Below are 13,832 nucleotides of genomic sequence, written 5' to 3' on the forward strand. Positions count from 1 at the left end.
GTCCCGCACCGCTCGTCGTACCAACTGCAGATTGAAACCAACACGCCGGGGCCAGGCCTCTCGAACCGGTATGAATGTTCTCAACTGCAGGAGCTTCTACCATGCGAGACTTCCCTACCCCGCCGTTTCCTTCTCAGCCTCAGAGTGTCCCTGGCTCACAGCGCAAGATGGAGCCCCACCCGGATTGTGGTGAGCAGTCGTACACCGGCCACAATCGCCTCGAAGGCAAGATTGCACTGATTACCGGAGCAGACAGCGGCATCGGACGGGCAGTAGCGATTGCCTATGCCCGTGAAGGTGCCGACGTCGCCATCGCTTATCTGAATGAACATGAAGACGCGCAAGAAACCGCACGCTGGGTCGAAGCCGCAGGCCGTCAATGCCTGCTTTTACCCGGAGACCTGGCGCAGAAACAGCACTGCTACGACATCGTCGAAAAGACAGTGAGCCAGTTCGGGCGTATCGACATCCTGGTCAACAACGCGGCGTTTCAGATGGCCCATGAGTCCCTGGAAGAGATTGACGATGATGAATGGGTGAAGACCTTCGATACCAATATCACCGCCATCTTCCGTATCTGCCAGGCGGCACTGCCTTCCATGCCCAAGGGCAGTTCGATCATCAATACGAGCTCGGTCAATTCCGACGATCCGTCCCCCAGCCTGCTGGCCTACGCCGCGACCAAAGGGGCCATTGCCAACTTCACTGCTGGCCTGGCTCAGCTGCTTGGCAAGAAAGGCATTCGGGTCAACAGCGTCGCGCCAGGCCCTATCTGGACGCCTTTGATTCCGGCAACCATGCCGGACGAGGCCGTCAGGAATTTTGGCTCCAGCTATCCGATGGGGCGACCGGGGCAGCCGGTCGAAGTCGCGCCGATCTACGTGCTGCTGGGCTCCGACGAGGCCAGTTACATCAGTGGCTCACGTTACGCAGTGACTGGCGGCAAACCGATCCTTTAGCGACGATCCTTGGCGAAAGGCTCGCCGGGCTGGCGAGCCTTTCGCTTTTGCATGGCAGTATCAGCGTTTGTGCTGAACGTGATCACGGGCCGTTTTCTGCGCTGTCGAATCATGGGCTGTACCCGTGGATCCATCCGGACGATGGGCATCGTTGTCTCGTTCCTCTTCCCCATGCGGCTTCGTCTGCGCGCCTGCCTTCTGCCTATCACTCTCTTTCTTCATCTTGCGCTCCGAATTTCAGCCTTTGAACAAGGGAAGCCCAAGCGCGGACAAAGTTCATTTTCCTCTAAGGCGAACCAGACGCCGGATCGCCGTGTCGGAATCGGAACAGGTGATATCAAAGGCACACCGATGGAAAGAGAACCGGTAGAGGCTCAACAGGGTGCAGCTCAGCGAGATGAGGGTGGATGGTTGCCCCTGGAGCAGTATGCTGCGCTCGGCGATGGGCGCTCTGTGGCACTGACTGGTCTGGACGGTTCCATCGACTGGTGGTGTGTGCCGCACATGGACTCACCCCCCCTGTTCGACAAGCTGCTGGCTCCCCAAACAGGAGGCTACTTTTCCATTACCCCCAACCAGCCGTTCGTTGCTGAGCGGCGCTACCTGCCAGGCAGCAACGTCCTCGAGACACTCTTCACGACCGACGACGGTCGTGCGCGGCTGACCGAGTCCTTGAACAGTGGCCCTGCCGGGCGTTTGCCCTGGGGCGAACTTGCCAGGCGCATCGAAGGTATCGAGGGTAGGGTCGACTTCGAGATCGCCATCGACTTCGGAACCCAAGCCGACACGGTAAGCCCCTACGTGGCGCCGAATGACAATGCCTGCGTTTTTCATGCGGGCCGAATACTCGGCATGTTCCTGCACGACCATCATGTGCACATCCAACGCAAGGACGACATGGGCGTCCGTGCTGTACTTCACCTTGCTGCGGGGCAACGCTCGGTGGTCGCAATCATCGCGGGGCGTGATGAGCCGCTGGTGGTACCGCCATTGGCCCTGATCAATGAACGCATCGACGGCTCGCATCGGGAGTGGTGCCAATGGTCAAGGGGGCTGCTCTACGACGGCCCGTATCAGGCCCAGGTCATCCGAAATGCGCTGGTCCTCAAACTGCTGCTGTCCTCTCCGAGTGGTTCGATCATGGCGGCAGCGACCTCGTCCCTTCCCGAACGGATTGGTGGCGGCAAGAACTACGACTACCGCTTCGCCTGGATACGCGATGCCGGCTACACCATCGAAGCGTTTCTGGGCATCGGCGCTCAGCCAGAAGCCAAGGCTGCTTTTACCTGGCTATTGCGCCGGCTGGATGAACATGGGCCGCGGGTGTTCTATACCCTCGACGGTGCAATCGGTGATTGCCTGCGCCCGGTCGCTCTGCCTGGCTACAAGAACTCGCCACCCGTTGTCGGCAACGACGCCCGCGACCAACTTCAACACGGGGTGTTCGGTGACATCTTCGAAACAGCGCGCTGCTTCATCGACAGCGGCAACATTCTCGATGCCCCGAGCGCCATGCTCCTCTCAGGCCTTGCCGACCAGTGCGCCGACGGTTGGCGCCAGCAGGACGCCGGTATCTGGGAATTGCCGGAAAAGCAGCACTACACGATGTCCAAGATCAGTTGCTGGCAAGCATTGAGCCGAGCCATCGAACTGGCAGATGGAGGCCATCTTCCCACCACCTGCCGGGAACGCTGGGATCGCGAGCGGCAGCGTATCCAGGAATGGATTGAGGTGCACTGCTGGAATGAGGAACGCCAGGCCTATGTTTTCCATCCAGACAGCGAGCGGCTGGACGCCTCGCTGGCATTGGCCGTCAGGTTCGGCTACCCCAGCAAGAAACGTCTACGCAGCACGCTGGACGCCCTCGACCATGATCTAAAAGCCGGCGCTTTCCACTATCGCTACACCGATGCACAGGGAGAGGAAGGTTGCTTCCTGGCCTGCACATTCTGGTTGATCGAAGCCTGGGCCATTCTGGGTGACCGGGATCGCGCGGTGGCCGCCTATTCAGACGCTTTGAAAGGGCTAGCACACGGGGTAGGCATCTACTCGGAGATGGTCGATCCGCAGACGGGGCAGTATCTGGGCAACCTTCCGCAGGGCTTGACTCACCTGGCGGCCTTAAGAGCTGCGATGGCCATCGGTGGCTACCATCCCGAAAGGTGATAACGCACGCGGCTGGCGACATGATCAACTGGATGCCGCCTCACATATCCCCAGCAGCACAGCGAGCCCGAACCAGAGGCCTGGACGCTGCGAATCAACGAGGGCGCCAGCATTCAGATCTTCAGCAAAACGCGGAAAGTCTTCCGGCAATCGCCTTGTTTTTCAGAAAACGCCCAACGGCTAGCCTGTCACCACTTCTCACCTGCAAGGACACCTCCGAATGAAAGCCATCGTCTACGACACCCCAGGCCTTCCGATTGAAGATCCGCAGTCGCTGTTCGAGAACGAACTGCCCAAGCCGACACCGGGCGCCAGGGATCTGCTGGTCGAAGTCAAGGCCATCGCGGTCAACCCGGTCGACACCAAGGTCAGAGCCAGCCGTGGCGGCGACTGTCCTCAAGTGTTGGGTTGGGATGCAGTCGGTATCGTTCGCGAAGTCGGCGCCGGGGTATCGTTGTTCCAGCCTGGCGACGAAGTGTTCTATGCCGGCGCCATCGACCGCCCTGGTACCTACAGCGAATTTCACCTGGTCGACGAGCGCATCGTCGGGCACAAGCCGCGTACGCTGGACAACGCCAGCGCCGCCGCCTTGCCGCTGACCTCCATCACCGCCTGGGAGCTGCTGTTCGACCGCCTGGGTGTAGAGGAAAATGGCGGTGCCGGTCAGAGCCTGCTGATCATCGGCGCCAGCGGCGGTGTCGGCTCGATCCTGCTGCAGCTCGCCCGCAAGCTCACCCAGCTGCAGGTGATCGGCAGCGCTTCGCGCCCTGAAACCCGGGCATGGGTCACTGAGCTCGGCGCGCATCACGTCATCGATCATTCGGCAGCCATTGCCCCGCAACTGCAGCAACTCGGGCTCCACGCTGTGGATTACGTGATAAGCCTGACCCACACCGACAGTTATCTCACGCAGATCGTCGAAGTACTGCGCCCGCAGGGCAAGCTCGCACTGATCGACGACCCAGCGCAGCTGGACGTGGTGCCGTTCAAGCGCAAATCGCTGTCGGTGCACTGGGAGCTCATGTTCACCCGCTCGTTGTACCAGACCGAAGACATGATCAAGCAGCACCAACTGCTGGAGAAGATATCGTCACTGATCGATGACGGGGTAATCCGGACTACCGTCGGCGAGCACTTCGGCAGCATCAGTGCCAGCAACCTCAAACGGGCCCACGCGCTGATCGAAAGCGGCAAGGCGAAAGGCAAGATTGTCCTGGAAGGCTTCTGATCATTCATCCACACAAGGACTGGACAATGAACACATGGTTCAAGATGGCTGGCCTGGCACTGGCTGTCACCTTCAATGGTGTGGCGGTCGCAGCCAGTGCTAGCGGCACCGGGGCACGCCTCGAACGCGTCTACGCCTTCAACGGGGCAATGCCGACCGGCGTGACGGTGAGCGAAACGGGGCGGATATTCGTGAACTTCCCAAGATGGGGTGATGATGTTCCGTACACGGTGGCAGAAGTCGCTCAAGGGCGCCTGGTGCCCTACCCTGACTTGCAGACCAACGTGGCTGATCTTGCGCATCCGGCTAAAAACTTCATCAGTGTGCAAAGCGTGGTGGCCGATGGCAGAGGCCGCGTCTGGATTCTCGACACGGCCGCGCCGAAGTTCGCCCAACCCACACGGGGTGGCGCGAAGCTGGTCGCCATCGACCTGGCCACCAACAAGCCTGTGAAGACGGTGGTTTTCCCCGACTCGGTCATCCTGCCGAGTACCTATGTGAACGATGTCCGCTTCGACTTTCGGGTGGGCGATGAAGGTACGGCGTATATAACGGACTCTTCGATCAGCGGCCCGGGCGGGATCATTGTCGTCGATCTTGCCAGCGGCAATGCTGTACGACGTCTGAGCGGTGCCAAGTCCACTTCGGCGGACCCTGCATTCGTTCCGGTCGTGGAAGGCAAACCGGCGCTGGTCATACGTAACGCCAGCGGCGAGGCTGGCCTGTTGACCGTGGCTTCGGACGGTATCGCACTTTCCAGTGACGGCCGGACCCTTTATTTCTGCCCGTTGTCGAGTCGACATCTTTACTCGGTGCCCACGCAGTTGCTGCGCGATCCATCATTAAGCGACGCCGAGCTCGAACGAGCGGTTGTCGACCTCGGTGAGAAAGGTGCTTCGGACGGACTCGAGGCCGATGCCAATGGCGCTGTCTATGCTGGCGATTACGAACATAACGCTATTCGCAAACGCCACGCCGATGGCAGCTGGCAGACCCTGGTCGAGGATTCCCGGGTGCTTTGGCCGGACACCTTGTCCATCGGCCCGGATGGTTACCTTTACTTCACCGCCAATCAACTGCATAGGTCAGCAGGCTTCAACGACGGACAAGACAAACGCGTGAAGCCCTACAGCCTGATGCGCGTGAAGATCGACGCCGGGCCCGCACGGACGTATTGAGAGCACGGCATGGCGTGACGGGGCCAGCACCCCGTCAGCCCCCTCCGCCACCCGCCAGGACCTGCTCGAAACGCTCCGTCAGGAACGCTCTCAGCGCCTGGACAGCCGGCGTGAGCGCTGTTCGGTGAGCGCATACCAGTTGCAAGGGTGCGGGTTGACCGCAGTCACCAGGGAACAGCTCGATCAGGCGCCCTGCGCGCAGGTCCGCCAGAACGTCCAGCCTGGATTTGTAGACGATGCCAAACCCTGCAACGCCCCAGCGCCTTACGATGTCGGCGTCGTCGCTGACGCGGTCACCGATCACCGGCATGGTCCTGAGCCCATCGTGCGTATCGAAGCTCCATCGCTCGTAGGTCTGTTCGCCCATCACATAGCGCAGGCAGTTGTGCCTGGCCAGATCTTCCAGAGTGGCTGGCGCGCCATGTCGAGCGATATAGCCGGGTGAAGCGCACACCGTTCGGCGATTGTTCGCAACGAGCATCAGCGAGACAAGGCTGGAATCTGCAAGCTGCCCGTACCTGATACTCGCATCCAGTTGCTGGCCAACAAGGTCAGCCACCTGATCGCTGACCCGCAGTTGCATTTGCAACCTCGGATGCAATTGCTGGAACTCGTCAAGCCAGGGCAGGAGCACATTTCTGCCGATATCCGAAGGCATGGACAGGCGCAGGACCCCGGCGATTTCATCGCGCCCTTCGCTCAGGGCAACCTCACCGTTACCCAGTGCCTCCAGGGCCTGGCGAGCATGGGCCAGGTATCGCTCGCCATCGTCCGATAGGCGCAAACGCCGCGTGGAGCGCACGAACAGCCTGGCGCCCAGGCTGCCCTCCAGACGCTGGACAGCCCCGCTGGCCAGTGCCGGCGAGATATCCAGCAACCTGGCCGCTGCCGAGAAACTCCCTGCAGACGCTGTGGTGACGAAAACCTGAAGATCATCAACCCGAACTATTTTCTTCACAGTGGACAATTCTTGACCTGGGCGTGAGGGCCCAAGGGTAGCGACATTGCAGAATTCCGCCCAGCCTTCACTTGCAAGAACACCGAGCCGGGCGACTTTGTACAAAACCCTTGGCGGCGAATGACAGGCCGCAGCAGCCGAGCCTTGAACGTGCTGAGTAGCCTACACTCCCGCTCTTTCCAGACACTTTGCCCTAGGCTCTGTGTGAAAAGCCTTGATACTCGGTGATGCTGCGTTGAAAACAGCCTCGGAATGCTCATTTACAACCCGTAAACTCCGCTTCCTCGGCTGTTTTCGCCTTGCCTGACCTTCGTCTCAAGACTTTTCACACAGAACCTAGCCAACCCCAGCCGATAAGCGAGCGCCAGCCCGGCCTGGCTGACTTGCGCCGGGCTGCCCGGATGGCGCTTGGCCCCCGGTCGTCCACCACTAGACTGTTGCCCAGCGCCAGCACAGCAACCACCACGGGTTGAACTAAGCTTTTCAAACAACAGCGCAGATCGAAGAACCATTGCACACGGTCGTGACGGCCCAATGCTGGTGGTAAGGGAATGGCCATTCTTCGGAATCCGATACCTTCATCACCATCAGCCGGGTACGCTCCGTGATAACCAACCAGCCCCTGCTACTGTGGCTCATACTGCTGTCTGGCGGCTGTACGACACCCGAAGTCGCGCTCGAACCGAGCCAGGCCCTGCCGGCGGACGATTCGGCGTTCGGCCGTTCGATCCAGGCCCAGGTTGCGCCCCATCAAGGTCAATCGGGCTTTCGCTTGTTTCCCGATAGTGCCGAGGCTTTCGCCGCCCGCGCCGAACTGATCCGCAACGCGCAAAGCAGCATCGATTTGCAGTACTACATCGTCCACGACGGTTTCACTACACGGATACTGATGCGCGAATTGCTCGCCGCCGCCGATCGCGGCGTCCGCGTGAGAATCTTGCTCGATGACACCGCCAGTGATGACCTGGGGCGCATAATCGCAACCATGGCGGCGCATCAGCACATACAGATCCGTGTGTTCAACCCGCTGCACTTGGGCCGCAGTACCGTGGTGACACGTACACTGGGCCGGTTGTTCAACCTGTCGCAGCAGCACCGGCGTATGCACAATAAACTGTGGCTGGTGGACAACAGCGTGGCCATCGTCGGAGGACGCAATCTGGGCGACGAGTACTTCGATGCCGAGCCCAACAGGAACTTCACTGATATCGACATGCTCAGTGTCGGCCCTGTTGCACAACAGTTGGGACAGTGCTTTGACCAGTACTGGAACAGTGTCCTGAGCAAGCCCATCGAGCAGTTCACTACAATCAAACCGAAGGCCCCGGACCTGACCAAACTTCGGGCCCAGCTCGACGAATCGCTCGAGGAAACGCGCAAACAGAACCCTGCGCTGTATAGCAAACTGATGAGGTATATCACGCAGCCACGCCTGAACAACTGGCGACGGGGGTTGATTTGGGCCTGGAACAAAGCGATGTGGGATGCACCGACCAAAGTCCTGTCAAGTGGCGAACCCGCCCCGTACTTACTATTGGCCACCCAGCTGGAACCCGAGCTTAACGGGGTCAACAAGGAGCTGATCCTGGTCTCGGCCTACATGGTGCCCGGCCAACCGGGAGTGCTGTACTTGACCCGCCGTGCCGACGCTGGGGTGTCGATCAGCTTGCTCACCAACTCACTGGAAGCCAACGACGTGCCCGCCACCCAGGGTGCTTACGCGCCTTATCGCAAAACCTTGCTGGAGCATGGTGTGCAGTTGTTCGAATTACGCCGCCAATCGGGTGACCATGACCAGGAAAGGCCGCGCCTCTGGCATAAGGGTTCCGCCAGTAGTTCCGACTCCAGCCTGCACACCAAGGCGATGGTTTTCGACCAGCATAAAGCGTTTATCGGTTCGTTCAATTTCGACTCACGCTCATTGCTGTGGAACACCGAGGTGGGGGTTCTGGTCGATGATCCAGCGCTCGCCGGGCAGGTGCGCAGATTGGCCCTCGAAGGGATGACACCGGCTCTCAGTTATCACGTCCGGCTGGAAAATGACGATCTGGTCTGGGTCACCGAAGACAATGGCAAACAACATACGTTGTACAAGGAGCCGGGGGGATGGTGGCGACGTTTCAACTCATGGCTCAGCAGCACGATTGGGTTGGAAAAAATGTTATAAGGGCTTGTGCCCCAAGTCGCTGTTGGCCCACCTACCGAGTGTTTGCGCCAGTATCTGCCAAGGAGGCGTCGCAAGGACGGCAAGCCTGCGAAACTCGACCAGCTCCAGCGCTACACCCTTGCGCCCTACTGGTGAAGGGCAGCCCGACGCTGTCACTGAGCAGCTCCAGATTCTGGTAGCAATTCTGGTTCGCGGCGAAACACCAGCACCCGGGCCACGCTGCGCTGGCAGACGGCACCGTCCTGGTTGCAGGTTTCGCTTTCCAGCACCGCCATGCCCCGCTCTGGCCTGGACTTGGAAGTGATCAGTTCCTTCACCGTCGTCCTGACCCGCAACCAATCGCCCGGACGCACGGCCCGCGGCCAGCTGATCTCGCTGCCGGCACCGATCAGCCCGCCAGCCAGCGGAACGCTTTCAACCAGCAAGCGCATGGTCACCGCCGCCGTGTGCCACCCGCTGGCCGCAAGGCCATTGAAAAAACTCGCCTGCGCTGCCTCGGCATCGGTATGGAACGGTTGTGGGTCGAACTCGGAGGCGAACTGCAAAATGCGCTCGGTGGTCATTTCATAGGACTCGCTGGCAAAGGACGCACCTACCGCAAGGTCTTCGAAATACAGCTTGTTCTGCTCGTCAGCTGCCATGTGCACGCTCCTGGTTCGGTGTTGAAGAGCCTTTAGGCTCTGTTCTTCATGCAGCAACTACCCGCCTGGCATCCCTGCGCACCGCTTGCGGCGGCACGCCGAAGCCGCGGATGAATACCTCGCGCAGGTGCCGACGGTCCCTGAAGCCAGTCTCCCTGGCGACCACATCGAGGCTGTGCCGGCTCTGCTCGATCAGCAACCGAGCGGCCTCCAGGCGCAGGCTTTCCACGGCCTTGGCCGGTGATTGCCCGGTTTCGGCGGTGAACACCCGGGTAAACTGACGCGGGCTCAGATGCACTACCCCGGCCAGTTCCTCGACGCTCAATGAACGGTTCAGGTGCCTGCGGGCATAATCCAGCGCGGCCTGGATACGGTCCGAGCGTGGCGACAGCGCAAGCAGCTCGGAATGCTGGGATTGCCCGCCTGAGCGGCGTTGGTGCATGACCAGCTTGTGCGCCACCGATCTGGCTACCTCTGCGCCCAGGTCTTTCTCTACCATACCCAGCGCCATGTCCAGGGCGGCAGTCATGCCGGCAGAGGTCCAGACCGGCCCATCTACGATGAAAATGCGGTCTTCCTCCACCTCGACCTGCGGATACATTTCACGCAGCTTTTTTGCATAGGCCCAGTGGGTCGTCGCTCGTCGCCCCTGCAGCACTCCCGCATGGGCCAGGACGAAGGTGCCGGTGCACAGGCCAGCGGTACGCCGGGCGCCTTCGACAAAAGCGCGCACGCTGGCCAGCACGGCCTCGTCAGGGGCAGTCAAGGGCGTCAGGGTACCGGTGACCATCCAGGTGTCAGCCAGGCCTGGAGCACCCAAGGGCAGCGTATCGATGTGCATGCCCAGGGAAGAGCGCACGGTGCCGCCGTGAATGGAAAAGTTCTGAATCCTGTAGACCGCTTCGCCCGTGACGATATTGGCAAACTCGAACACGGCCTGCGTCGCCAGGGACATGACCTGGAAGCCTTCGGTCATCAAATAGCCGACCCGGTGCATCACCAAACTCCTGCTGCAATGTCCCGAAAGCGTACCATATACGTCGTTTGAGACAAGCGTAAGCCTTGTCATCATGGCTGCACACCGCAACCCACCACTGGAGCATGACCATGACGCAGCAATTCAAAGGCACCGCGCTCATCACCGGCGCGTCCACCGGAATCGGTTCGATCTACGCAGAACGCCTGGCCCGTCGCGGCTACGACCTGGTACTGGTGGCGCGCAACCGGGAGCGCCTGAACGACCTGGCCAGCCGCCTTACCACCGCAACCCGACAGAATGTAGAAGTGTTTCCGGCAGACCTGGCCAATGCGGATGACCTGGCCAAGGTAGAACGCAAGCTGCGCGAAGACGCCAGTATCAGCCTGCTGGTGAACAACGCCGGCATCGGCACCCATACCAGCCTGCTGGACAGCGATGTCGAGCGCATGGCCGAAATGATCACCCTCAACGTCACCGCCCTCACCCGCCTGACCTACGCAGCAGTCCCGGGTTTTGTCGCTCGCCGCCAAGGTGCGGTGATCAACATTTCGTCGGTGGTGAGCCTCGCCCCCGAGCGGCTCAATGGCGTGTATGGCGGCAGCAAGGCCTATGTCACCGCTTTCAGCCATTCCCTGCACAGGGAACTTGCCGACCAAGGCATCAGGATCCAGGCGGTACTGCCCGGCGCCACCGCGACCGACTTCTGGCAGATCGGCGGCTTGCCGGTCGAAAACCTGGACCCCGCTATCGTGATGTCGGCCGAAGACCTGGTGGACGGCGCCCTGCAGGATTTCGACGCCGGCAAGCTGATCTCCATCCCTTCGCTGCATGACCTCGAGGCGTTCGAGCGCTACGAAGCCAGCCGTCAGGCCCTGTTCAGCCAGTTGTCCAGCAACCGGCTGGCCCCGCGCTACGCCACCAATTGATCGACCGGACAGGAAACCCACCCATGAAACTCAGCGCCAACACCATTTTCATTACCGGCGGCACCTCGGGTATCGGTCGTGCCCTGGCCGAGGCATTCCATCAGCGTGGCAACCAGGTGATCGTGGCGGGCCGCCGCCAGGCACTGCTGGACGAGATCGCCCAGGCCAACCCCGGTATCGATACCGTGAGGCTCGACATCAACGACCCGCAGCAGATCAAGCAAGTCGCCCAGGAAGTCATCCGCCGCCACCCTTCGCTGAACGTGATCATCAACAACGCCGGTATCATGCCCTTCGACAACCCGGCATCGGGCGACTACGACGACGCCCAGGCAGTGAGCCTGCTGCAGACCAATCTGCTCGGCCCGGTGCGTGTCAGCGCTGCTTTCGTAGAGCATCTGAAACGCCAGCCTGATGCCTACATCATCAATAACAGCTCGGTGCTGGCCTACTTGCCACTGGCGGCCACCGCACTGTATTCGGCGACCAAGGCTGCGCTGCACTCCTATTCCCTGTCGCAGCGCTTCAGCCTGCGCGACACCAGCGTGAACGTGCTGGAAATCGCCCCGCCTTGGGTCGATACCGACCTGGTCCACAAAAGCGGCGATGAACGTGCCATGCCGCTCGATGCCTTCATTGAGGAAACCCTGGTCAAGCTCGAGAGTGCAACAACCGAGGTGCTGGTGGACCGAGTGGTCGCGCTGCGCGCCAACCAGGGGATCAACGAGCACGCGCTGATCGACCAGTTCAACCAGGCGTTGGTCGACAACCCGATCCCGGTTGCCTGAACTGGCCCCGCAGGCCACCCGCCCCCATTCACGGCCAGGCCGTCACCAGGCCGAACGGAATGACGCGCCATACGCACTGGGTGGCAACCGGCTGGCACCATCCGCTCTCAACCGGGAGCGGAAGGTCCCGGCCTGCGGTTGGCTTCGGTAAAGCCCACGTTTCTGCGACTCAGGTAATACCAACTCGACAGTCGGCGATACGGGCCTGGTTGGACCAGAACCGTGCGAGCACATCTACATCCGCCTGCGCACCTGCAGCCACTCGAACACAGCCATGCCGCCCAGCATCGCTGCCACGAACAGCCACGCCTGCCAGTACCCTCCCGGCAGCAACACCAACGCAGGCCCCGGGCACATGCCGGCAAGCCCCCAGCCTATGCCGAACACCAGGCTGCCACCAACAAGACGACGATCCACGTCACGTCGGTCAGGCAGCTGCATCGGCCCACCCAGCAATGCCGTCGAATGCCCGCGCGCCCAGCGCATCGGCAACCATGCCGCAGCAATAGCGCCGATCATCACCAGCGCCAGCGAAGGGTCCCACTGCCCGGCGATGTCGAGGAAAGCAAGGACCTTGGCCGGGTTGGCCATCCCGGCCAGCAGCAACCCTACGCCGAACAGCAGCCCGGCGATAAACCCACTGAGAGCACGCATGTCAGGCCCCTTGTACGAGGTGTCGGACGACATACACCGTGGCGAAACCACTGGCCATGAAGCACAGCGTTGCCACGGCTGAACGGGGAGACAGCCGCGACAGGCCACAGACACCATGGCCGCTGGTACAGCCGCTGCCGTAGCGCGTGCCAAGCCCGACCAGCAGCCCAGCCACCACGAGCGTGCCGGCTGCCGCGGTGAATCGGGGGACAGGCACTGTGGCGAACATCCCCCACAGCAGCGGTGCAGCCAGCAACCCCAGAACAAAGGCCAGCTTCTCGCCGCGCCCTTGCCCACCTTGCAACAATGAACCGAGCAAACCGCTGATCCCGGCGATACGGCCGTTCAGCACTGCGAACAGGCCTGCGCCGAGCCCGATCAACACACCACCGGCCAGCGCGGACCATGGTGTGAACGCCAGCGAATCAATTGCCATCGTATTTCTCCCTGCAACAGAAATGGGGCCAAGATCAGGCGAGACGATTGATGCAGGCGGTGATCTCGGCCACGATCTGCCGCGTTGCCTGCTCGATCGGCCCTTCATTACGGCACAGTACCCAGCCATGCTCCACAACCGCACGTTCGAACGCCTCGGTACAAGCCACCTGCTCGTCCAGGCGGTGCATTACCGTACTGCCCAACCCTCGCGTGCGAGCCGCCGCCCGTGCCCATGAGGTAGCAGCGGCGGTGACAACCCCGACATGCAAGTCCGGCACACGCACACTTCGTGCGATGTTCAGCCGTAGGATCTCGTCGAACGGTACTGTGCGGCGGAATGCGGCGTCCGAGGGATACCAGCGATCAATCAGAATGATGCTGCCCGGTGGTTGCGCCGGCAGCACCTGCCGGGAAATCCAGGCACGGCTTTCGGCAAGGCGCTCGCACACGCTCAACTCCAGGTCCCGGCGGGGATGCCTGGCCAGCTGGTTGACGAGGGCCATGGTTTCTCTCCGGCAGGGGTCGTTTTTCTTCTCGCTAAGCCGGATGACGGTTTGATTGGCTGCCCTCAAGGCTCTGGTAACGGCCTCAAGCAGCGTGGTCTTGCCGGTACCCTTGGGCCCATCGAGGGAAACAAACAGCGGGCGGGTCATTGCTCGATACCAGTCGGTTCAGGCGCAGGATGAGACCATTGATCGAGGCATGGCTGCAAGGCTCCCCTGCTCTCTCAGAGCGTAGGATACTCCGGCA

13 protein-coding genes are annotated in these 13,832 nt (G+C 61.2%); 7 read left to right on the forward strand and 6 right to left on the reverse strand.

The genetic code is table 11. The annotated features are described in order from the left end of the window. Positions 1 to 101: 101 nt before the first annotated feature. From HU763_RS12645 to HU763_RS12660, 4 genes are all read left to right on the forward strand, one after another. Positions 102 to 959 carry an SDR family oxidoreductase gene (locus tag HU763_RS12645; RefSeq protein ID WP_170029777.1) on the forward strand — a complete coding sequence of 286 codons (858 nt, stop codon included), beginning with the start codon at positions 102 to 104 and terminating at the stop codon, positions 957 to 959. A gap of 411 nt (positions 960 to 1,370) precedes the next feature. Further along, positions 1,371 to 3,125, forward strand: coding sequence for a glycoside hydrolase family 15 protein (locus HU763_RS12650; protein ID WP_186686036.1), 1,755 nt, complete (start codon positions 1,371 to 1,373; stop codon positions 3,123 to 3,125). Positions 3,126 to 3,345: 220 nt separating this feature from the next. Continuing rightward, a complete protein-coding gene (locus tag HU763_RS12655; protein WP_186685876.1) occupies positions 3,346 to 4,353 on the forward strand; it encodes a zinc-binding alcohol dehydrogenase family protein in 1,008 nt (335 codons plus the stop codon). A gap of 26 nt (positions 4,354 to 4,379) precedes the next feature. Continuing rightward, positions 4,380 to 5,531 (forward strand): L-dopachrome tautomerase-related protein, encoded by a 1,152-nt coding sequence (locus HU763_RS12660; protein ID WP_186685875.1) that lies wholly within the window; start codon positions 4,380 to 4,382, stop codon positions 5,529 to 5,531. A gap of 34 nt (positions 5,532 to 5,565) precedes the next feature. Here the strand turns inward: HU763_RS12660 and HU763_RS12665 are convergent, their stop codons facing one another. Continuing rightward, a complete protein-coding gene (locus HU763_RS12665) occupies positions 5,566 to 6,480 on the reverse strand; it encodes a LysR substrate-binding domain-containing protein (RefSeq protein ID WP_186686034.1) in 915 nt (304 codons plus the stop codon). A 613-nt stretch (positions 6,481 to 7,093) separates the two neighbouring features. Here HU763_RS12665 and HU763_RS12670 point away from each other — a divergent pair. Further along, positions 7,094 to 8,656 (forward strand): phospholipase D family protein, encoded by a 1,563-nt coding sequence (locus HU763_RS12670; protein ID WP_186685873.1) that lies wholly within the window; start codon positions 7,094 to 7,096, stop codon positions 8,654 to 8,656. Between the two features lie 152 nt (positions 8,657 to 8,808). Here the strand turns inward: HU763_RS12670 and HU763_RS12675 are convergent, their stop codons facing one another. Together HU763_RS12675 and HU763_RS12680 are read right to left on the reverse strand one after the other, a co-directional pair. After that, positions 8,809 to 9,297: a MaoC family dehydratase gene (locus HU763_RS12675; protein WP_186685872.1), complete on the reverse strand. Its 489-nt coding sequence runs from the start codon at positions 9,295 to 9,297 to the stop codon at positions 8,809 to 8,811. Between the two features lie 46 nt (positions 9,298 to 9,343). Next, a complete protein-coding gene (locus HU763_RS12680; RefSeq protein WP_186685870.1) occupies positions 9,344 to 10,294 on the reverse strand; it encodes a GlxA family transcriptional regulator in 951 nt (316 codons plus the stop codon). 110 nt (positions 10,295 to 10,404) lie between these two features. Here HU763_RS12680 and HU763_RS12685 point away from each other — a divergent pair, with 110 nt between their 5' ends. Together HU763_RS12685 and HU763_RS12690 are read left to right on the forward strand one after the other, a co-directional pair. Then, complete coding sequence (locus HU763_RS12685; RefSeq protein WP_186685869.1) at positions 10,405 to 11,202, forward strand: SDR family NAD(P)-dependent oxidoreductase; 798 nt, start codon at positions 10,405 to 10,407, stop codon at positions 11,200 to 11,202. Positions 11,203 to 11,225: 23 nt separating this feature from the next. Beyond that, positions 11,226 to 11,990 carry an SDR family oxidoreductase gene (locus tag HU763_RS12690; RefSeq protein WP_186685868.1) on the forward strand — a complete coding sequence of 255 codons (765 nt, stop codon included), beginning with the start codon at positions 11,226 to 11,228 and terminating at the stop codon, positions 11,988 to 11,990. Between the two features lie 234 nt (positions 11,991 to 12,224). Here HU763_RS12690 and HU763_RS12695 read toward each other — a convergent pair whose 3' ends face one another. The 3 genes from HU763_RS12695 to HU763_RS12705 are packed head-to-tail and all read right to left on the reverse strand — an operon-like array spanning position 12,225 to position 13,735. Next, positions 12,225 to 12,644: a DUF6691 family protein gene (locus HU763_RS12695; protein WP_186685866.1), complete on the reverse strand. Its 420-nt coding sequence runs from the start codon at positions 12,642 to 12,644 to the stop codon at positions 12,225 to 12,227. A gap of 1 nt (position 12,645) precedes the next feature. Then, positions 12,646 to 13,080, reverse strand: a complete 435-nt coding sequence (locus HU763_RS12700) for a YeeE/YedE family protein (RefSeq protein ID WP_186685864.1) — start codon at positions 13,078 to 13,080, stop codon at positions 12,646 to 12,648. A gap of 34 nt (positions 13,081 to 13,114) precedes the next feature. After that, complete coding sequence (locus HU763_RS12705; RefSeq protein ID WP_186685862.1) at positions 13,115 to 13,735, reverse strand: nucleoside/nucleotide kinase family protein; 621 nt, start codon at positions 13,733 to 13,735, stop codon at positions 13,115 to 13,117. Between the last annotated feature and the right edge of the window lie 97 nt (positions 13,736 to 13,832).

This window comes from Pseudomonas anuradhapurensis (assembly GCF_014269225.2).
GTDB lineage: Bacteria > Pseudomonadota > Gammaproteobacteria > Pseudomonadales > Pseudomonadaceae > Aquipseudomonas > Aquipseudomonas anuradhapurensis.

What these genes read in the sequence shown, in the direction of transcription:
- HU763_RS12700 (WP_186685864.1), bottom strand. Translation starts at nt 13,080, where the DNA reads ATGGCAATTGATTCGCTGGCGTTCACACCATGGTCCGCGCTGGCCGGT.
- HU763_RS12705 (WP_186685862.1), bottom strand. Translation starts at nt 13,735, where the DNA reads ATGACCCGCCCGCTGTTTGTTTCCCTCGATGGGCCCAAGGGTACCGGC.
- HU763_RS12675 (WP_186685872.1), bottom strand. Translation starts at nt 9,297, where the DNA reads ATGGCAGCTGACGAGCAGAACAAGCTGTATTTCGAAGACCTTGCGGTA.
- HU763_RS12645 (WP_170029777.1), top strand. Translation starts at nt 102, where the DNA reads ATGCGAGACTTCCCTACCCCGCCGTTTCCTTCTCAGCCTCAGAGTGTC.
- HU763_RS12685 (WP_186685869.1), top strand. Translation starts at nt 10,405, where the DNA reads ATGACGCAGCAATTCAAAGGCACCGCGCTCATCACCGGCGCGTCCACC.
- HU763_RS12660 (WP_186685875.1), top strand. Translation starts at nt 4,380, where the DNA reads ATGAACACATGGTTCAAGATGGCTGGCCTGGCACTGGCTGTCACCTTC.
- HU763_RS12695 (WP_186685866.1), bottom strand. Translation starts at nt 12,644, where the DNA reads ATGCGTGCTCTCAGTGGGTTTATCGCCGGGCTGCTGTTCGGCGTAGGG.
- HU763_RS12680 (WP_186685870.1), bottom strand. Translation starts at nt 10,294, where the DNA reads ATGCACCGGGTCGGCTATTTGATGACCGAAGGCTTCCAGGTCATGTCC.
- HU763_RS12690 (WP_186685868.1), top strand. Translation starts at nt 11,226, where the DNA reads ATGAAACTCAGCGCCAACACCATTTTCATTACCGGCGGCACCTCGGGT.
- HU763_RS12655 (WP_186685876.1), top strand. Translation starts at nt 3,346, where the DNA reads ATGAAAGCCATCGTCTACGACACCCCAGGCCTTCCGATTGAAGATCCG.